An 18,792-nucleotide genomic window follows, 5' to 3' on the forward strand; every position below is an offset into this window, starting at 1 on the left:
GGCGTCCGGTGTGGAAAAAGTTCATCCAATCGGGGAAAAACGCAGTCAGCTACCCCAAGGAATTGTTTTGGATATACTCCAAAAACTTGGGTTTGTATTGTTCCGAGACGGTAATGCGCAAACCGTTGATCACTATTTGGCTTCGCTCGACCACCTCGATATTTTTTAATGAAACGATGTACGAACGGTGCACCCTTAAAAATTCGGTTTCGGGCAATTCTTCCTGTAGGAGCTTTAAACTCATTAAGGTCAGTATGGGTTTGGGGTTGTCTTTGAGCCAAATTTTCACATAGTCCTTTAAACCCTCGATATAAACTACATCCTCCAGTTTTATCCGCAGTTGCTTGTATTCCGATTTTACGAACAGGAACTCCTTTTTCTCCGGTGCATTCGAAGAAAGGCTTCCGTTCTTAAGGGTGAACCACTCCAGGGCCTTACGCGCCGCCGCCAAAAATTCGGCATAATCAAATGGTTTCAAGAGGTAGTCCAAGGCCGCCACCTTAAAACCTTCCAAGGCATATTGGTCAAAGGCCGTGGTAAAGATTACCTTGGTATCTTTCGGAAGCATTTTCGACAGTTCCATTCCCGTAAGGTCGGGCATCTGGATATCGAGAAACAAAAGGTCGACGGGATTTTCATTGAGAAACTCAAGCGCCTCTATCGCCGAATTGCATTTTTTCCTGAGGTCGAGAAACGGTGTTTTGTCAACATAGCTTTCTACCAATTTAAGGGCCATGGGCTCATCGTCTACTATAATACAAGTTAAACCAACTGTTGCCATTACGCTTCTATTTTTAAATGAACGCTGTACATGCCGTTTTCGACTTTCTTTTCAAAGGAATGCCTTCCGGGATATAGGAGCTGAAGTCTTTTTTCCAAGTTCTGTAGACCTATGCCAGAACCGCTACGGTCCGTTTCGGTTTTGGGAAAGTTCTTGTTCTTGATGCTAAAGGAAACTATGCCGTTTTCCACGGTCATCTTAATGGATATTACACCTTCCTCCTGGGCCGACACACCGTGTTTGAAGGCGTTTTCGATTAGGGAGATAAATAGTAAGGGTACCACTTGAACATGTTGCCCCTCGGTTGGGAAATCGACTTCGACACGGGTCTTGTCGGTCAAGCGCAAGCGCATCAAATCAATATACTTGCGCATAAACTCCATTTCCTTTGAAAGGGGTACGGTCTCCGATTTGGTTTCGTACAGCAAATAGCGCATTAATTTACTCAAACTATGAATGGTCGATTTGGCCTTTTCCGGTGAAATATCGACCAATGAGTAGATATTGTTCAGCGAATTGAAAAAGAAATGCGGCTGTAATTGATAGCGCAAATGCTGCAATTCGGTCTGTAATTTAAAATTAATGGCCTCTTTGCGTTCCGCTTCGGTCCTCATCCATTGCTTTGTGGTTTTTATCGCAATGGAAAAAAGCACGGGCGCCGCATAGGATATCATCTGTACATATAGGAACAGTTTTATGGGAGGTCCTTCTTTAGTGTTATCGCTGGATGGTCTTCGCGCCAGGTCCTGAAAAAAGATATCCTCTATCTGCTCCTTCAAAAACATAAAGAAGGCAATGGCCACAAGGTTGATAAGGATGAACCTAAGGGTTTTCTTGGGAAACAGGAACTTATCTATCAGAATGAAAAAATTGAGATAGAAAATAATCGCATAGAACAACATCGGAATCAAAAAGTGGGCGATAAGCCTGTTGATATCCGGATCTTGCCCGTACGACAATATATAGGGCATACTAAACAGGACAAGCCATATCAGCAAATGCTGAAAGAATATGATTTTTTTGTTTTTATACATTATTGCTTATTCATAGCGCAATGCCGTAATCGGGTCCAGGGCTGCCGCTTTTTTCGCCGGATACCATCCGAAGAAGATTCCGGTAACCGCACATACGGCGAATGATATAATTATCGAATACAGGGCTACACTGGTCGGCCAATGTAAGAATTTTTCAATAAAGAAGGTAGCGCCCAGCCCCAGGGCCACCCCTATTACCCCACCGGTTACACTGATCATGATGGCCTCGATCAAAAACTGCATCATTATATCGGCGGTCTTGCCCCCGACGGCCATACGCAATCCGACCTCCTTGGTACGCTCCTTGACCGACACGTACATGATGTTCATAATACCGATACCGCCGATCAGTAGCGAAATACTCGCAACGGCTACCAAAAGTATGGTCAACATTTCACTGGTAGAGCTGAAGGTAGAGATCAATTCTTCCATAGAACGGACGGTAAAATCATCTTCTTCATTATCCAATAGTTTGTGTTCCGAACGCAAAATATCGGTTACTTCGATTACCGCATCCGGGGCCGCATCCTCGCTAACTGCCGAAGCCACTATCTGGTTTAGGTAATCGATGGCCAGAATACGTTTTTGTACCGTGGTGAAGGGGGCTATCACGATATCGTCTTGATCTTGGCCAAACGTGTTCTCCCCTTTTTCTTCCAATACGCCGATTACCTTAAAGGGAATATTATTAAACCGGATCATCTGCCCTACGGGGTCCTGTCCGTCGGGAAATATGTTGTCGACGACGGTTTGCCCCAAGACAACGACTTTAGAGGCCGACCGAACCTCGGCGTCCGTAAACATACTGCCACTTTTCAAGCCGACCACCTTGATGTTTAAATAGTCGGGGTTTACCCCATAAATGGTACTAGGCCAGTTGTTCGCCCCATTAATGACCTGCCCTCCCCCATTGACTACCGGGGTTACATAATCCAGCAAGGAAGCCTTTTCCTTGATCACTTCATAGTTGTCGAGGGTAAGGGTTTGCACATCGCCCCCACTTCCCCTGGCGGGCCCTCTGTCGTCCGTTCCCGGTCTAATGGTAATCATGTTGGATCCCATGCTCGATATCGTAGATCGTATACTTTCCTTCGATCCCTCCCCAATGGCCAGCATGGCTATTACGGCCGCGACACCAATAATGATGCCGAGCATGGTAAGCAAGGTTCTGACCTTGTTGAGAACAATGGCCTTGAAGGCAATTTTTAATAGGTTTAACAGTCTCATAATTAATGGTCTTCTACGGGTAAGGCCGCCAATTCCTTGGCCGCTGATTGAATATCATCGTTCAAATAATCCTTAAGGATGTTGCCATCTTTTAAGACAATGGTCCGGCTACTAAAGGTAGCTATGTCGGGCTCGTGGGTAACGAAGGTGATGGTAATGCCCTTTTCGTTCAACTCCTGAAACAGCGACATGATCTCATAAGAGGTCCGCGTGTCGAGGTTTCCCGTGGCCTCGTCGGCCAAGATCATGACGGGGTTGTTGACCAACGAACGGGCAATGGCCACACGCTGCTGTTGCCCTCCCGACAGTTGCGATGGGGTATGATGGAGGCGTTCGGCCAAGCCGACCATCTCCAACGCCTTGATGGCCCTTTCCCTTCGCTCTTCGGTCGACACCTTGCTATTGTACAGCAGGGGCAACTCCACGTTTTCAATGGCCGAAGTTCTTGCCAATAGGTTATACGATTGAAAAATAAAGCCAATTTTCTCGTTTCGGATGGTGGCCAGTTCGTTTTTGTTCAGTTCTTTTACGCTCACCCCGTCGAGTTCATAACTTCCGGAGGTAGGTTGGTCCAAGCACCCCAAAATATTCAACAGGGTACTCTTGCCCGATCCGCTCGACCCCATAATGGTCACGAACTCGCCTTCCTCAATGGTGAACGACACCCCCCGTAATGCATGGACGGTCTCGGTACCCATCGTAAAATCGCGCTTTAAATCCTGTATTTTAATAATTTCCTTGCTCATGGCCGTATGCTTTTATTTTCTTCCTGGGGGTTTGGGCATAAAGGGACTCTCGTCTCCCCCGGCCGAGGCCTGTGGTAGGTCAATGCTTTCCGATTTCAGGCTATAGACCAGTTGGTCCCCTTCTTCTACACCGCTCAATAGTTGCACATTCACGCCATCGCTTGCCCCCAAGGTTACCTCTTTGGGCACAATGGCCCCATTGGATTCCAAAACCCACACCTTGGTGGCCTCGTCCCCATCCGGCATCGGACCGCCACCCTTAGGGGGTTCGGCACTGATGTTCTCCTGTTCGTTATAGGCCATCAACAGCGGTGGGGTAGGCTTAAAATTGATCGCTTTGGCCTCGGTGGTCAGCACATCCTTCAACTCCAAGGTATATATCGATATGGTAGCCGTAAGGCCCGGTTTGAGCTTCAAGTCGGGATTGTCGGCCTTGATCACGACCGTATAGGTAATAACGTTCGATGTTTCGGTATAGTCCAATCGGACCTGGGTTACGGTACCCTCAAAGGTTTCACCAAGGTAGGCGTCCACCGTAAAGGTTACCCTTTGCCCTTCTTTGACGCCCCCTATATCGGCTTCGTCAACATCGGCCTCTACCTGCATTTCCCTCAAGTCTTGGGCAATGGTAAAAAGCGTCGGCGTACTGTAGCTGGCCGCAACGGTCTGCCCTTCATCGATATCCCTCGACAACACCACCCCATTTATGGGGGAATAGATATTGGCATACCCCAGGTTCGTCCGGGCTTCCTGAAGATCCGACAAGCGCTGGGTTACCGTGCCCTTTGCGGTCTCGTAATTGTATAGGGCGTCGTCGTAGTCGGCCTTGCTGACTACCTTGTTCTCGTAAAGGGTCTTTTGTCGTTCATAGATGGTCTGCATATAATTTCTTTGGCTTACCGCGTTGTCATAGGCCGCCTGTGCCTGGGTAAGGGCCGCCTTAAGGTTCGTTTTGTCCAGTTCGGCGATCAGTTGCCCCTCTTTGACAACACTGTTGTAGTCCACGTATATCTTTTCGATTACCCCTGAAACTTGGGTACCGACCTCGACTTGGGTTATGGGCTCTACGGTTCCTGTGGCCGTAACCATGGTGGTTACATCGCCTTTTTGGACGGGAATCGTCTTCACTTCGATGACGGCCTCGTCCCCTCCCTTGATAAAGCTGTATGCCCCGATGGCGAGCAGCACCAACACTAGCCCCCCGATTATGATCTTCTTTTTATTTTTCATTGGATTAAAGTTTAATTTCGTTGCCTTGATAGAATTCTAAAAGTTGATGGTATAAAATTGTCATGTACTTAGCCTGTAAATAGTTCTCTTGGGCGTTGGCATAGGTATTTTGGCTCAGTATTAGATCGGTCGTACTCAGTGCGCCCAAGTCGTATTTCTTCTGGGCCAACCTGTACGATTCCTCAGCGGCGTCTTGTGAAGCTTTGGCGGCGGCCATTTGCTCTTGGGCCGAAACCAAGTTCTGCCATCCGCTCTCTACCTTTTGGTATACCTCGTTCTCGACGGACTTTAACTGAAGCTTCGCTTTCTCGATGTTGATCTGTGCACTCTGAACCTGGGCCTTGGTCTGGTTTCTATTGAAAATGGGAATGTTCAACGACAAGCCGACCTTTTGGTTGAAGTTCAGGTCAAGTTGATCTGTAAAATTGGTGTAATCGATACTGGTATACCCCGAACCTATGCTTCCCGTCAGGGAAAGGGTGGGCAAATACCCTCCTTTGGCGATATCGAGGTCTTTTTCACTGATATCGATGTTCAACTTATTGGCCGATACTTCAGGCAGGTAGTCGAGCGCCCTTTCATATACATCCATCTTATCGAGTATCGGAACTATGGTGGCCCTGTCGGTGTCTGTGGTACGTATGGCCATTTCTTCGCCTGGATCCAATTGCAAGAGCTGTTTGAGCTCCAACAACTGAAGCACATAACTGTTTTTTGCGGCGACCAGGTTGTACCTGTTGGTGGCCGTTTGCGATTGTGCCTCGGTATAATCCTTCATGGCTATGGACCCCGCCTCAAACCGTGCTTTTGCCTGTTCCTCTTCCTGTATCGACGTATTCAATAGGTTCTCTTGGACAACGACCGCCTCTTTGGTATACAGGGTCTTCAGATAGGCCTCTACCACACTTAGGACAATGTTGTTCCGGGCCTCTTTTACGAACAGCGAGTTTTGGTCGAGCAACAACCGGCTCTGCTTGATCTGGTTGTTGATCTGGTTGCCCTGAAACAAGGTCACGGAAGTGCTCACCCCCAAATTCGTGGCCGAAATTTGATTGGACACATAATCGCTTGTAATCGGATCAATGGTATTTCCGTTGGAAAGGCTTTGGGAGGCACTGGCGAATAGGTTGGGAAGTCGAGAGGACTTCGTCCTCATCAGTTCGACCTCGGCCAAATTCTGGTCCAAATTGGCATCTTGCACGGTAATGTTATTTTCAAGGGCGTAATCGATACAATCCTGCAACGACCATTCCTTGATGTTCTTCCCATCATCCTGTGCCCAAACCGTTCCGACACAAAAAATCAAAACGAGATATTTGTATAATTTCATTTTAGGGTTTATTTAAACTACCCCAAAACTCCGATTATTGGAGGTGCCCTGAAACAAGAATAGAAGTTTGGCCCATTTTACTATACCAAAAGGCCTATTGTATCGACGGGAAAATCGTATTTTTAGATGACAATCATTATTCACCATGAATTCGACCAAAGAACGGTTAAAGGAGCGCGTAAAGGAACTGACCTGCTTGCACGAAGTAAGCTCGATTATCGTAAATGCCGATTACGACATGCTCGAAACATCACTCGAAGCCATTGTAAAATGTTTGCAAAGGGCCTGGCAATTCAATGAAGAAACGGAGGTGCTCTTGACGCACGAAGCCTACCGCATTACGACCAGGGGCTACCGTTCCGATATGACATGCCTACGTTCGGACATTAAGGTTTTTAACAAGAAGGAAGGCTTTATCGAAGTCGGATATCCTTCGGGGAAGTACGGACTTTCCGATTTTTTGGCCGAGGAACAGACCCTGCTCGACAACGTGAGCCTGGCCGTCGGAAACCTGTTCGAAAGAAAACAGATACGGGATCGCGAAACGGAAATCAAAAGGCAGATGATGCGGACCGACCGCTTGCATATTCTCGGTGAGATTACCGCCGGGATAGCCCACGAACTCAATACCCCCTTGGCAAATATTCTGGGTTTCGCGGAATTGCTTAAAGACTCCCTGACCGACAAAGCGGCCATAAGCGATCTCGAAAAAATCATGGAAAACGCTATCTTCAGTAGGGAAATCGTAAAAAAACTCATGTTCTTCGCCTGTGAGATCCCACAGGAAATGAAAAAAATTGAGCTCAACCCCCTAGTGGACAATGTGCTGAACCTATTGCAACCTTCGATCAACAACAAGAATATTCAGCTCAAAAAATCGTTCAGTCACGACAACATTTTGATCAAGGCCGATACGGTACAATTGACACAGGTATTCTTTAACTTGATCATGAACGCCATCTACTATTCGCCGCAAGGCGGACAAATAACGGTCGATATTAACCAAAGGCCGGGGATTATCCAAATAAAGATTATGGACGAGGGAGAAGGCATCGACAGCAAGAACGAGGACAAAATTTTCGAACCCTTTTTTACCACCAAGCCCCTTGGCGAAGGTTCCGGACTGGGACTTAGCGTCGTGCACGGCATCGTAAGCGGCCATAAGGGTACCATTACCCATGAGCCAAACTCCCCAAGAGGTACTATCTTTACCATCGATTTTCCTAAACCATAAGCATGCTGAGAAAAGAGAATATTCTGTTGGTCGACGACGATGTCAACATCTTGGAGCTATTGCAACGGCACCTGCAATCGATGAACTACCATACCTATAAGGCCGTTTCAGTAAAAGAGGCGGTCCGTATTTTAAGGGATACCCCAATAGACCTGTTGATTACCGATATTCGCATGCCCGAGGTGGACGGAATGCAGTTGTTAAAGTTTGCCAGCGAACATTACCCCGATATGCCCAAATTGGTCATAACGGGCTACCCTTCGGTATCGGGCACCTTAAAAGGTATCAAAACGGGGGCGGTCGATTATTTGATCAAACCCTTTACCAAAAAAGAACTCATAGAGAGCATCGATACGGCCTTTGAGCACAGTACCGGCAAAAAAAACAGCCCAAAAACGAATCAAGTTCCAAGAAAGGACCTCTATGAGGGTATGATCGGCAAATCGGAGGCGTTTCAAAAGGTGACCGAACTCATCGAAAGGGTCAAGAACAACAAGGCCACCGTGCTTATAAATGGTGAAAGCGGAACGGGAAAGGAGCTCGTGGCCCGGGCCATACACTACTCGGGCAAATATGCCAGGGCCCCCTTTATCGCCGTAAACTGTGGCGCCATACCCGAAAACCTACAGGAATCCGAACTGTTCGGCTACCTTAAAGGGGCCTTTACCGGTGCCAATGAAAACCGAAACGGCTTTTTTCAGGCAGCCGATGGAGGCACTCTTTTTTTGGATGAAGTCGCATCGGCTTCCACGGCGGTCCAAACCAAACTACTCAGGGCATTACAGGAAAAGGAAATACTAAAAGTAGGGTCGCGAAAAACCGAGAAAGTAGATATTCGCGTCATTGCGGCGACCAATACCGACCTGTCGGAGGAAATAAAAAAAGGCCATTTCCGGGAAGACCTCTACTATCGATTGACCGTCGTAGAAATCAATGTTCCGCCCCTACGCGAGCGGAAATCGGATATTGACATACTGACCCAATCCTTTCTCCAAAAATACGGAATGGAATACAAAGACCGCCCGCTTATCATATCGCCGGAAGCCATGGAGGTGCTACACCGTTATAACTGGCCCGGTAATATTCGCGAGCTGGAAAACGTGATTCAAAGGGCGGTTATCCTATCCGATGGAATAATCGGGATACAACACCTTCCGGACCGATTGAAGTTTCAACTCGACTTTGAGGACGACGCCTATATTCCCCTAAAACAGATGGAACAAAAATATATTGAACGCGTTCTCGCCCATACCCAGGGCAACAAAACCAAGGCGGCCGAAATTCTACAAATTGACCGTAAAACCTTACGGGCCAAATTGAATCAAGACGGGAAATAATTCCCCGGCAGAGGCAATCCTCCCCACATCCCCATCAACCCCAAAAAAACCATCATCTATCTGATTATCAACTAACTAAACCCAAACAACTCAACCCATAAATCAAATGGGTATGTAAATTGCACAAGGAAGGGCAAGCCTTATCGCCTTAGGTGATATCAGCTTAAAACTAAGAAAGTTAAAAATTTAGCTCAACCTTAAATTACAAACGTATGATCAAATATGTAATTCCCTTTCTCCTCTCCGGAGTAATGCTCAATGCCCAAGAAAACGTAAATGTCGGGGATGTACTTGAAATCGGAAGTCCGGACGCAAGAACCTACAAGCACATCGACTTTCCAAGGGCCAATTTTATTATCAAAAGAGGAGGTATCGCGAACTACAAGAACCTTAAGGGCCAAAAGGTAGTGGTAACCGCCATTGAAGAGAAAAAGGACGGCAGCAAGGAAATCAAATTGAAAAAAGTGAACGGCAACCGCTTCTTCGGCAGTCATGCCGTTGTGGCGGCCAATTACCGCAAAGCCCTGGAAACAGGCGAATTAGTACTTAATTAGATCAGAGTGGTCAACTCGGGCTGCCCGACCGGTACGATCCGTACCATCGGGCGGCCTATTTTTATATACCCATGGATGTTCTTGCGATTTAGGGCCGAATGTTAATGGCCGCCATGCCCTTTCCCACCATCCTTTCCGTCCATAGTTCGATAAATCCCTATAGAAAATGTAATTTTATGTCTTGAATAGTGGCGGGAGACCGCATAACTTAAAAGGGATAACATTGCTCAAAAGCCTGGCCTTTCTTTTTTTCCTATCCGCCTTATTGGCTCGGGGACAGGACACCTATAGCCGTACCGTTAAACTAATGGGGAGCCGGTTCGATATTACGGTGGTAGACAAGGATTCGATGTCAGCTCAAGCCCATATAAATACAGCCATTGAAGAAATTACCCGAATAGAAAGACTGATCTCTTCCTGGGACCCTGGATCACAAACCTCCCTGATCAACAAAAATGCGGGATTGGCGCCGGTCTTTGTAGACCGGGAACTCTTTGACCTCATCGCCCGATGTATCGAACTTTCAAAGGCCACGGACGGCGCCTTTGATATCAGCTATGCCTCCTTGGACAACATTTGGAAATTCGATGGTTCCGTCCAGCGCATGCCCGACAAAGGGCAGGTACGGGCCTCGGTATCGAAGGTGGGGTTTCAAAATATTATATTGAACCCGACAGATCAATCCGTCTTTTTACGTACGAAGGGGATGAAAATCGGCTTCGGGGCCATTGGGAAGGGCTATGCAGCCGACAAGGCAAAGGCCTTGCTCAAAAATAGAGGGGTAACCGCGGGCATTATAAATGCCAGTGGGGATATGAATTCCTGGGGCAGTCAACCGAATGGCCAGGCCTGGCAGGTAGCTATCACCAATCCCATGGACAAGAACAAGGTTTTTGCCCTTTTTCCGTTACATAACGGTGCCGTGGTCACTTCGGGCGATTATGAGAAATTCGTGATCCTAGACGGCCAACGCCATGCCCATATCATAGACCCGCGAACCGGCTACCCTTCCAAAGGTATTGCAAGTGTGACCGTATTCGCACCCCGGGCCGAATTGGCCGATGCCCTGGCCACCTCCGTTTTTGTAATGGGCAAGGACACCGGTATTGATCGGATCAACCAAATACCGAATACCGAATGCATCGTAATCGATGACCGGGGACGCATTTTTACATCTGACAATATTGAAATCAAAGACCTATGAAAAACTATTTTTTTATTATTCTGGCCTTGGGCTGCTGTTCGGCCAGTTGTGTAACGGTCAAGGAATATCAAAAAGTAAATATCAACGACCCTGAAATGGTCTTGTCGGAGAAAAAGGTAGACCGCAACGTAAGCACCATGCACTCGTACAGGGAAGCAGCCGTAGGGGCCAATGGCGGAAAAACCGGGGGTGGCTGCGGTTGTAATTAACGAAAAAAGGAAACGGATGGCCCAAATAAAAAGCAGCCTTGTATTTACCGCTATTTTGCTCTGCGCCCTTCGCGTTTGCGCCCAAGAGGCGACGCCCGACTACAAGCAAAGAGTACTCGAAAGTTCGGAAATCGATTTTCTAACCAGTTATTATTCGCAAGATGGTGGGAACGCTGCCGTAACCGGTGGCAGGGGTACCGAAGAACTTAGCGATGCCACGGCCACGATCATTGTCTCGATCCCCCTTAACGATGATGACGTTTTAACCGTGGATGCCGGCATTTCGGCCTACACCTCGGCCTCCTCGAGCAATGTGAATCCCTTCGACGGCAATGCCCAGGGCGATCCATTTAATGCAACAACCGGAGCCTCAAGGTCGGATACCTGGGTCAATTTTACCGGTAGCTATTCGCATAGCTCCGATGATCGAAACGATATATGGTCGGCCCGTTTATCGGTGTCGAGCGAGTACGACTATTTTTCCTTTGGCTTCGGGGGCAGCTATGCCAAACTCTTCAATGAAAAAAATACCGAAGTAAACCTTAGCACCACTATTTACCTCGACAAATGGAAGCTCATCTATCCCATTGAACTGCGTCCCTTCATGGAAAACGGAATCGGTGAATTCAGAAGCAGCGAAATTACCGGGAACACCGATTACAGTCCCAACTTCACCGAGCTCGAAAAAAGCAACAGAAACTCCTATGCCATAGGTATCGGACTCTCCCAAATCTTGGGCAAAACGCTTCAGGGGCTTGTTTCTTTGGATGTGATACGACAGCAAGGCCTTCTTTCAACACCCTTTCAAAGGGTATATTTTTCGGATATTCAAGACTCCTTCGTCGAGAATTTTCAATTGGCCGACGACATCGAGCGACTCCCCGACACCCGGTCTAAATTGGCCCTGGGAGGACGCTTGAACTGGTTTGTTTCGCCCTCGGTCACCCTGAGGTCGTATTATCGCTACTATTTCGACGATTGGGGAATCGCCTCCCATACGGCAAGTGTGGAGCTTCCCATAAAACTATCGGACCGGTTTACCCTCTACCCTTCCTACAGGCTCTACCATCAAACGGAGGCCGATTATTTCGCCGGCCATGAAGCGCACCTTTCCTCCGAGGAATTCTACACCTCCGATCACGACCTGTCCGAATACATGGCCCATCAGTATGGTATCGGAATTTCGTATACCGATATATTTACCAAAATCCGGATATCCAATTTAGGCCTAAAGAGTATCGACCTGAAGTTTTACAACTACGACCGCGATACCGAATTCAGTTCGATCATTGCTACAGGTGGCTTCAAGTTCGTATTCGACTAAAGGAGGTTAAACGAGGTCGGCGCCCTGCCACTGGTAATAGCCTATTTTCCTTATGGGTGCCCGAACCGAAAGTGCCCCGATATAGCCCGGGGCCGGGCGAAAGGAACGCATGCTCCACTCACGGCATTCCCCAGGGTTCCATTCGGTGGCCAATAGCCGGGCTTCCTCGCCGATGGAGACCGAAAACGACGCCAAAGGAAAGGAAAGACCGCTACCCTTGGCCTTTATAAACGATTCTTTTCTTGTCCACAGGCGATAAAAAGCCAGGTACCTATTTTCCTTTGGCATTTTATCGAGGCTGTCCATTTCTGAGGAAGAGAAGAAGTTTTGGGCAATGCGGAGCACATCAAAACCGGTTTTTATCCTTTCCACATCGACGCCTAGCTCGGCATCCATACCGAATGCCAGGACGATAAATGCATCCGAATGTGAAATATTGAACCGAAGCCCTGGGTGTTCCCAAAAATAAGGTTTGCCGAATTCTTGGTAGGCAACGCCAAGCGACCCGGGGTCACGCCCCAAATACCGACCAGCCAATATCCTAAGTGCACTTCGGGCCATCACATTGAGTTTCCTGTCCCTTTCAAATTTGAATTTTTGGGACCTCTGCAGCTCTTCATCTGACAACAACGCTTTATAAAGCCCTAGGTCCCCCTGGAAATCATCCACGCTAAAAAACCAAACCTGGATGTCGTTCTCAAGCAACTTCATTTGATGGACTTATTCGTGAATTGGCGGTCATGCCTTCAAACCTCGACATCAATTTATCGACGGCACCCGCCGTAACCGCTACATCGCCCTCCAGGAAAAGGCTGTTGTGATGCCCCTGTATCGGTTCAAGCTCTACGGATTTTCCCGTCAACCTTTCCCAAGAGGCGATCAACATTTCGTTGAATTCGGTATTCTTTTTTGAAGTCAACAATAACTGCACCCCACCGTGGATCCGCTGCCATTGATACGCGCGGTAAATTTTTATATGGTTGTTGTGCAAGACCTGTATTTTCCTTTCACTGGGCGACACCGCGACCCTTTTCAGTTTTTGCCTTAGGGGCCGGAGTAGTTTACTCCCTATCAATCGCAGGGTTGTTCGTAGTGGCGCCTTCTTGAACCGGTCTAAAAAAGCCGCGGCCCTTTGTGGGGTCCTCGATGGGGCAAACAAACTTAAATAATCGGCCATCGTATCGGCAATTATCAGATTGACAGGTACCGATTCCTTTTCCAAAAGCCGAACCATCTCAAGGCCTACCGCCGTATTGTAGCAGTAGGAGATAAAATGGTAGGGGCCATTTGGACTAACCTTACGTATTTCGGCAACAAAATCGCGGGCCATGGCCGCAACGCTGTCGTGTATGACCAGGTTTCCTTCGTGGGGCGAGGCCTGTAAGGCATATACAGGCCGATCGGCCTGAAGGTGTTTGGCAAATAGATTGTAAAAAAAGAAATGGGTTCCCCCGCTGTGCAAGCAAAACAAGGGAGGCTTGCTCCCTGTCGGCCTTATCGCCACCAAATGCTTGAACCCGTTGTTCCCTTCCGCTTTTCCCGCCCTGTTTTTTTCCAGCACAACGGAATGTGCCAGTTCGGCAATGGTCTGGTGTTCGAACAATTGGCTGGGCCTTATGGGCATTCCGGCCGCACGGGCCATGGCGATTACTTGGATACTTAGGATAGAGTCGCCCCCTATATCAAAGAAATTGTCCCTCAGGCCGATTTCAGGCAACCCCAAAACTTCTTTCCAAATCGCCAGCAACCCGGCCTCGGCATCGCTTGGCCCCGGTTCTTCCCGTAGCGGGTTTTCCTCCTCCGGCCTTCCTTTTGAGGGGACCATGGCCAGTAAGCGCTTTTTGTCGACTTTACCATTGGGCAGTAAGGGAAGGCTTTCTACCTCGATGATCCGTGAAGGCAGCATATAATCGGGAAGGGTCTTTCGCAATGAACGCTTGAGCCTTTCCATATCGACCTCTTCGTCGGCCGTTATGAAGGCCAGTAGCCTGCCTGTCGTAGGGGATTTGGTCGCCCCGCTTTTCTCCGCCCCCATCCGTTCCGCCCGTAATAGCAGTAGGCTTCGCCCCTCCTCCGATAGGCGTCCGACCCTCCCCTCGACACCATGCCCTTCCGGCCGATCTATTGGTAACTTTTCATACGGCCCATGCCCATTTGATTCCGACCACGATTTTTCGAGGGAAGCCAATAATCCATCAAGCTCTTCATCGGAAAGCAAGGCCCGCAAACGTGTCAAAAGTTGTGCGACATCCTTTGTATTGTAAGCTGTAATACCTCCTATGTCGGCCTCGACGCCCCCCTGGTTTTCTACCAAGGCTACCGCCTCCCCAACCCCCTTAACATCCATAAGGGCCTTTCCGACCTCTTCAAGTTCGACCCTAAATCCCCTTAGTTTGATTTGCTGGTCGACCCTGCCCATATATACAAGGGCCCCGTCGCTTTGGAACCTGCCCAGATCCCCGGTCTTGTAAAGCTTGGTCGGCAGGCCATAGGAAAACGGACTATCAAGAAAGACGTTGTCGGTAAGTGCTGGGCGATTGATGTAACCCAACGCCAAGCCGGGCCCGCCGATGAACAGTTCGCCGATGGCCCCGTAGGGCACTAAACGCATTTTGGGGCCGAGTACATATATTTTGGCCCCGGCCACGGCCTTACCAATGGGGACGGTATTCCCTGAATCGCCAGGTTCGACTTTATGCGCGGTGCACCATACGGTCGCTTCGGTAGGTCCGTATTCATTATAAAGAGCGGTATGGGGCAAAACCTGGAAATGGGTTCTACATACCGCTGGGGCACAGGCCTCCCCGGCCACAATAACCGTTTGCAAGCCAGCTATCCTTTCGGGTGTGGCGTGCTTGAGAAGGAGATGGTACAGGGACGGCAGCATCAAGGTATGGGTGATTTTTTGGTCCGCTATGCTATTTTCGACCTGTAAGATATCTTGCTCGATCCTGTTTTCGGCAATTACCAAATTCCCTCCGGTACACAAGGTCCAAAAAATACCGGCCATGGCACTGTCAAAGGAAATCGAAGACATCAAAAGAAAGGCCTCGGGGGGCTTTGGGTAAAACTTCAGCCGTCCAGCGGTAGAACTTATAATATTCTTGTGGGTAATGGCAACGCCCTTGGGTTTTCCGCTGCTTCCCGAGGTATAGATCACATAGGCCAGGCCATCTTCATCGACTTCGGGCAATTTCATGCCTTTGTCAACATCAAAATGTACCGGCCCATCCAAATGGATTATATTTTTCCTTCCTTCAAAAAGCGAGCCCAAGGAACCATGGGCAAGAATTTGCGTACATCCCGCATCGGACAGCATAAAGTTGATCCTTTCGACCGGATAATGGGGATCGATGGGCAAATAGGCGCACCCTGCCTTTAAGATGGCCAAGAGCCCTACGATCATTTCAACGGACCGATGGGCACAAAGTCCGACTATTTCGTTACGGCCCGCCGTACGGTCCAGTATTTCAAAGGCGAGCTTATCGGCCCTGCTATCGAGCATTTCATAGGTCAACGATGCGTTTTCGAACGTTACGGCCTTATTTAGGGGAAACCTGCCTGCAAGGTCCCCAATTATTTGATGTATGGCGGTATACGCCGAAAAGGGCGTACTTTCTTCCGTTGGTTTTTCGAAAAAGAAGATCTTTTCCGCGGCTGTCAACATGGGCAAATCGATGATCGGGGCTTCATCTGAATGCAAGGTTCCCAAGAGCAGCAGTTCAAAATGTGCGAGCATTCGTTCGACGGTGGCAAGGGTAAAAAGGTCGGTGTCGTACTCAAAGGTCAGGGCCAATTGCCCCTTGACTTCCTTTATTGAAAGGGTCAAATCGAATTTGGCCACTTTGCTGTCGAACTCGGTTTCCTCCTCTAAACGGACCTCATCACCGAAGGAGGGCACCTCCTCTTGCGGATGGTAAAGGAACATCACCTGAAAGAAGGGATTGATGGCCAGCGAACGGTCTACCTTCATTTGCCTTACCAAAACATCAAAGGGTACGTTTTTATGGGAAAAGGCCTCCAAAGTGTTCCTTTTAACCTGCCCCACCAACTCCTTGACCGTTGACGAAGGGTCTATGGGGTTACGCAGTACGATCGTATCTATAAAAAAACCCAAGGTGTTCTCGAGCTCCCTTGTATTTCGCTTGGAAATGGGCGTACCTATCAAAATATCGCCCTGTCCGGTATATCGGTGCAACAGGATGTAGTACACCGATAACAAAAAGACAAAGGGTGTCGCTTCCAATCGTTTGGCTTGGTCCAAAACTTTGGAAGACGTATCGGCCGAAAGCGTCCGGGTTTCCTGCCGCCCCCTAAATTGGGGGCGCACCGGCCTTGGAAAGTCGGTCGGCAAATCGAGGACCGGTATGTCTCCGAAAAGAACGCCTTTCCAATAGGCCAGTCCTTCGGGCCTTACCTCTTGTTGCCTTTCCCAAAACGCATAATCTTGATACTGCAGGGGCGGCGAGGTTTCGGGTAAGACCGATCCGTCGACCAGGTTGTTATAATGTGTGGCCAGTTGCCGTTTAAGGATACCTATCGACCATTCATCGATGACCATGTGGTGCATGGTCAAAAAAAGAACGTACCTATCCTTTCCCAAGTCGATCAAGGCGGCCCTTACCATTTCAGGAACCTCCAGGTCGAAGGCGGTACGCGATTGCTCTTCCATCAAAACTTCCAGCTTTTTGGCCGCCAATTCCTCGGGCAGACCCGAAAGATCGATTTCCTTTATTTGGGGTAGATCATCGGATATTTTCATTACGGGGCGCCCTTCGACCATAGGATAGTACGACCTCAAAATATCGGCATCGCCAAAGACCTTGGCCAAGGATGCCTTAAAATGGACACTATTCAATTTCCCCTTAAAGTGCAAGGCCTCCGAATAATTGTAAAAAGGGTTGTCGGGATACAGCTGCTGTAAGAACCAAATACGCTGTTGCCCTTTCGACAAGGGAATGGCCACGCCCTCCGGAGCTTTCGGAATGGACTGTCGCAAGGCCTTATCCTTATTCTTCCACCTACTTAAAAGGGACCCATTTGTGTTTTTATCTTCCAAGAATAGTACGGATTTAGTATTAAATTACAGCAGACCGATAAACCTGGCTATGGGATAAAGAAGGCGGTTGACAGCCTCATCCAGTGGCAAATCGACGTCAAAGGCCCGTTCAATAAACCAATAGGTAGAAACGAGAATCAGCAGTACGGAAAGCCCCACAAGAAGTTTGGGGTAAAGTTTGCGGTTTCTGATCAGGTATAGTATGGGGAAAATCAGGGCAATTATTACGATCTGGCCGATTTCCACCCCAACGTTGAACCCTACCAAAGAGAGGGAGAGATACTCCCCCTTAAAACCCAATTCGCCCAAGACACTGGCAAAGCCGAAGCCGTGGAACAGTCCGAATACAAAGGCTATGATCCAATCCCTTCCCCTAAAAATGGGAGTAATGTTGTGCAAGGCCGCCAAACCTACCGAAAAAGCGATAATGGATTCGACTAGCCGCGAAGGCAGGTCGATAATATTCAATGCGGCCAAACTTAAGGTAATGGTGTGGGCCAGGGTAAAAAAGGTTACGATCTTGAGAATGTACATAAATGCCGGCCTGAACTTCTCCACGGGCACCCAACCGAGAAGGTCTCCCCCAAGTTTGGCGCCCCTGGGCCCCGTAGCAGCGACCCGGTCCCGCTTTCTGCGTACCACCGAGGGCAGGATCAATGCCAAGAGGAACAAAATATGGTCCATGCCTATCCATATATGCCACATTCCCTGTCTTACCATGGCCATAAACCCCTTCCACAAAGAAGTTTCCGTTAACGAAATCGTCCCCATGGACCGGTCCTTGCTAAGATCGAGGGCGACCAAAGATTCGTTGTTGATGAGTCCGGCCTTCCAATTGTACTCCATTACTATGAGACAGCGGTGCGACGGGTCCTCTTCCATAAAACCGGTATACGCAATGGTAAGCTCATCCGGAAGGTCGGTAAAGGGCTCCAGCCTAAAGTGAAAATTTATAAAGTCGCCGAAATCGGTATCGAGCTTGCTTATTTCCCCGGTAAAGACAATCGTAAAAGCCTCCGGTCCGGAAGAAAACTTGGCATGCCGTAAAAGATAGGCCTGTATACGGTCTTGATGTGGCCTTACCTCGTCTATGGTCGGGTTGAGGCCATACACCAATCCAAATACATTGACAAGCTCGTTGGCATTGACCTCGAACCTACCCTCGATACCGGTTTCTTCATATATCCTAAGGTATATTAGACTTTGTTTCGGTTGGTGGGAAAATCCGATCAGTGGCAGTAAAAGGAAAATCGTCAATAAGGGAAGTAGTTTTTTCATAACATTCGAGAAGATACAGAATTTTGCTATATTTTTATTTAACATTCCCTTCTACTCCCTTAAGAGTCAACAAAATATCCTTTAGAGTTCAAGTAACGGGACAGGAAGGCATTTTTTTGAATGGCATGCCCTTAGTTCATTGCAATAAAAAATTTCAATTCCCAAATTCCGAATTGAAAAGAATTAGATGAATATCACGAATTATTAGACAAATTGAATTTTAACACGTATTTTTTTCGATGATT

Annotated in this window: 15 protein-coding genes; 6 read left to right on the plus strand and 9 right to left on the minus strand. The window is 48.2% G+C overall.

The window, feature by feature from the left end; genetic code table 11:
- Positions 1–49: 49 nt before the first annotated feature.
- The 6 genes from BUB37_RS12395 to BUB37_RS12420 are packed head-to-tail and all read right to left on the minus strand — an operon-like array spanning position 50 to position 6,348.
- Complete coding sequence (locus tag BUB37_RS12395; protein WP_072994137.1) at positions 50–781, minus strand: LytR/AlgR family response regulator transcription factor; 732 nt, start codon at positions 779–781, stop codon at positions 50–52.
- Positions 781–1,815: a sensor histidine kinase gene (locus BUB37_RS12400; RefSeq protein WP_072994138.1), complete on the minus strand. Its 1,035-nt coding sequence runs from the start codon at positions 1,813–1,815 to the stop codon at positions 781–783. The genes BUB37_RS12395 and BUB37_RS12400 overlap by 1 nt, the downstream gene beginning before the upstream one ends.
- Positions 1,816–1,821: 6 nt before the next feature.
- Positions 1,822–3,042, minus strand: a complete 1,221-nt coding sequence (locus BUB37_RS12405) for an ABC transporter permease (RefSeq protein ID WP_072994139.1) — start codon at positions 3,040–3,042, stop codon at positions 1,822–1,824.
- Positions 3,043–3,044: 2 nt separating this feature from the next.
- The gene (locus tag BUB37_RS12410; RefSeq protein ID WP_072994140.1) at positions 3,045–3,788 is read right to left on the minus strand and encodes an ABC transporter ATP-binding protein; all 744 of its coding nucleotides are present in this window, start codon (positions 3,786–3,788) and stop codon (positions 3,045–3,047) included.
- A 12-nt stretch (positions 3,789–3,800) separates the two neighbouring features.
- Positions 3,801–5,018, minus strand: coding sequence for an efflux RND transporter periplasmic adaptor subunit (locus BUB37_RS12415; protein ID WP_072994141.1), 1,218 nt, complete (start codon positions 5,016–5,018; stop codon positions 3,801–3,803).
- 4 nt (positions 5,019–5,022) lie between these two features.
- Complete coding sequence (locus BUB37_RS12420; RefSeq protein WP_072994142.1) at positions 5,023–6,348, minus strand: TolC family protein; 1,326 nt, start codon at positions 6,346–6,348, stop codon at positions 5,023–5,025.
- Between the two features lie 145 nt (positions 6,349–6,493).
- Here BUB37_RS12420 and BUB37_RS12425 point away from each other — a divergent pair, with 145 nt between their 5' ends.
- From BUB37_RS12425 to BUB37_RS12450, 6 genes are all read left to right on the plus strand, one after another.
- Positions 6,494–7,582 carry a sensor histidine kinase gene (locus BUB37_RS12425; RefSeq protein ID WP_072994143.1) on the plus strand — a complete coding sequence of 363 codons (1,089 nt, stop codon included), beginning with the start codon at positions 6,494–6,496 and terminating at the stop codon, positions 7,580–7,582.
- Between the two features lie 2 nt (positions 7,583–7,584).
- A complete protein-coding gene (locus BUB37_RS12430) occupies positions 7,585–8,919 on the plus strand; it encodes a sigma-54-dependent transcriptional regulator (protein WP_072994144.1) in 1,335 nt (444 codons plus the stop codon).
- A 212-nt stretch (positions 8,920–9,131) separates the two neighbouring features.
- Positions 9,132–9,473, plus strand: coding sequence for a hypothetical protein (locus tag BUB37_RS12435; RefSeq protein ID WP_072994145.1), 342 nt, complete (start codon positions 9,132–9,134; stop codon positions 9,471–9,473).
- Positions 9,474–9,696: 223 nt separating this feature from the next.
- Positions 9,697–10,677, plus strand: coding sequence for an FAD:protein FMN transferase (locus BUB37_RS12440; RefSeq protein WP_072994146.1), 981 nt, complete (start codon positions 9,697–9,699; stop codon positions 10,675–10,677).
- Positions 10,674–10,886, plus strand: a complete 213-nt coding sequence (locus BUB37_RS12445) for a DUF4266 domain-containing protein (RefSeq protein WP_072994147.1) — start codon at positions 10,674–10,676, stop codon at positions 10,884–10,886. The genes BUB37_RS12440 and BUB37_RS12445 overlap by 4 nt, the downstream gene beginning before the upstream one ends.
- A 16-nt stretch (positions 10,887–10,902) precedes the next feature.
- On the plus strand, positions 10,903–12,210 hold the full coding sequence (locus BUB37_RS12450) for a DUF3570 domain-containing protein (RefSeq protein ID WP_072994148.1): 1,308 nt from the start codon (positions 10,903–10,905) through the stop codon (positions 12,208–12,210).
- A 6-nt stretch (positions 12,211–12,216) separates the two neighbouring features.
- On the opposite strand, the gene BUB37_RS12455 is transcribed toward BUB37_RS12450, so the two are convergent.
- Genes BUB37_RS12455 through BUB37_RS12465 form a run of 3 tightly spaced genes read right to left on the minus strand, consistent with a single transcriptional unit; the run spans position 12,217 to position 18,547 of the window.
- Positions 12,217–12,921, minus strand: coding sequence for a 4'-phosphopantetheinyl transferase family protein (locus BUB37_RS12455; protein ID WP_072994149.1), 705 nt, complete (start codon positions 12,919–12,921; stop codon positions 12,217–12,219).
- Positions 12,908–17,269, minus strand: coding sequence for a non-ribosomal peptide synthetase (locus tag BUB37_RS12460; protein WP_072994150.1), 4,362 nt, complete (start codon positions 17,267–17,269; stop codon positions 12,908–12,910). Before BUB37_RS12460 ends, BUB37_RS12455 begins: the two co-directional genes overlap by 14 nt.
- A 24-nt stretch (positions 17,270–17,293) precedes the next feature.
- Positions 17,294–18,547: a HupE/UreJ family protein gene (locus tag BUB37_RS12465; RefSeq protein ID WP_170863165.1), complete on the minus strand. Its 1,254-nt coding sequence runs from the start codon at positions 18,545–18,547 to the stop codon at positions 17,294–17,296.
- Between the last annotated feature and the right edge of the window lie 245 nt (positions 18,548–18,792).

Source organism: Pseudozobellia thermophila (assembly GCF_900141855.1).
Classification (GTDB): Bacteria; Bacteroidota; Bacteroidia; order Flavobacteriales; family Flavobacteriaceae; genus Pseudozobellia; species Pseudozobellia thermophila.

Coding starts and splice junctions, on each gene's coding strand:
- BUB37_RS12395 (WP_072994137.1), bottom strand. CDS start 781: ATGGCAACAGTTGGTTTAACTTGTATTATAGTAGACGATGAGCCCATG.
- BUB37_RS12400 (WP_072994138.1), bottom strand. CDS start 1,815: ATGTATAAAAACAAAAAAATCATATTCTTTCAGCATTTGCTGATATGG.
- BUB37_RS12405 (WP_072994139.1), bottom strand. CDS start 3,042: ATGAGACTGTTAAACCTATTAAAAATTGCCTTCAAGGCCATTGTTCTC.
- BUB37_RS12410 (WP_072994140.1), bottom strand. CDS start 3,788: ATGAGCAAGGAAATTATTAAAATACAGGATTTAAAGCGCGATTTTACG.
- BUB37_RS12415 (WP_072994141.1), bottom strand. CDS start 5,018: ATGAAAAATAAAAAGAAGATCATAATCGGGGGGCTAGTGTTGGTGCTG.
- BUB37_RS12420 (WP_072994142.1), bottom strand. CDS start 6,348: ATGAAATTATACAAATATCTCGTTTTGATTTTTTGTGTCGGAACGGTT.
- BUB37_RS12425 (WP_072994143.1), top strand. CDS start 6,494: ATGAATTCGACCAAAGAACGGTTAAAGGAGCGCGTAAAGGAACTGACC.
- BUB37_RS12430 (WP_072994144.1), top strand. CDS start 7,585: ATGCTGAGAAAAGAGAATATTCTGTTGGTCGACGACGATGTCAACATC.
- BUB37_RS12435 (WP_072994145.1), top strand. CDS start 9,132: ATGATCAAATATGTAATTCCCTTTCTCCTCTCCGGAGTAATGCTCAAT.
- BUB37_RS12445 (WP_072994147.1), top strand. CDS start 10,674: ATGAAAAACTATTTTTTTATTATTCTGGCCTTGGGCTGCTGTTCGGCC.
- BUB37_RS12450 (WP_072994148.1), top strand. CDS start 10,903: ATGGCCCAAATAAAAAGCAGCCTTGTATTTACCGCTATTTTGCTCTGC.
- BUB37_RS12455 (WP_072994149.1), bottom strand. CDS start 12,921: ATGAAGTTGCTTGAGAACGACATCCAGGTTTGGTTTTTTAGCGTGGAT.
- BUB37_RS12465 (WP_170863165.1), bottom strand. CDS start 18,547: ATGAAAAAACTACTTCCCTTATTGACGATTTTCCTTTTACTGCCACTG.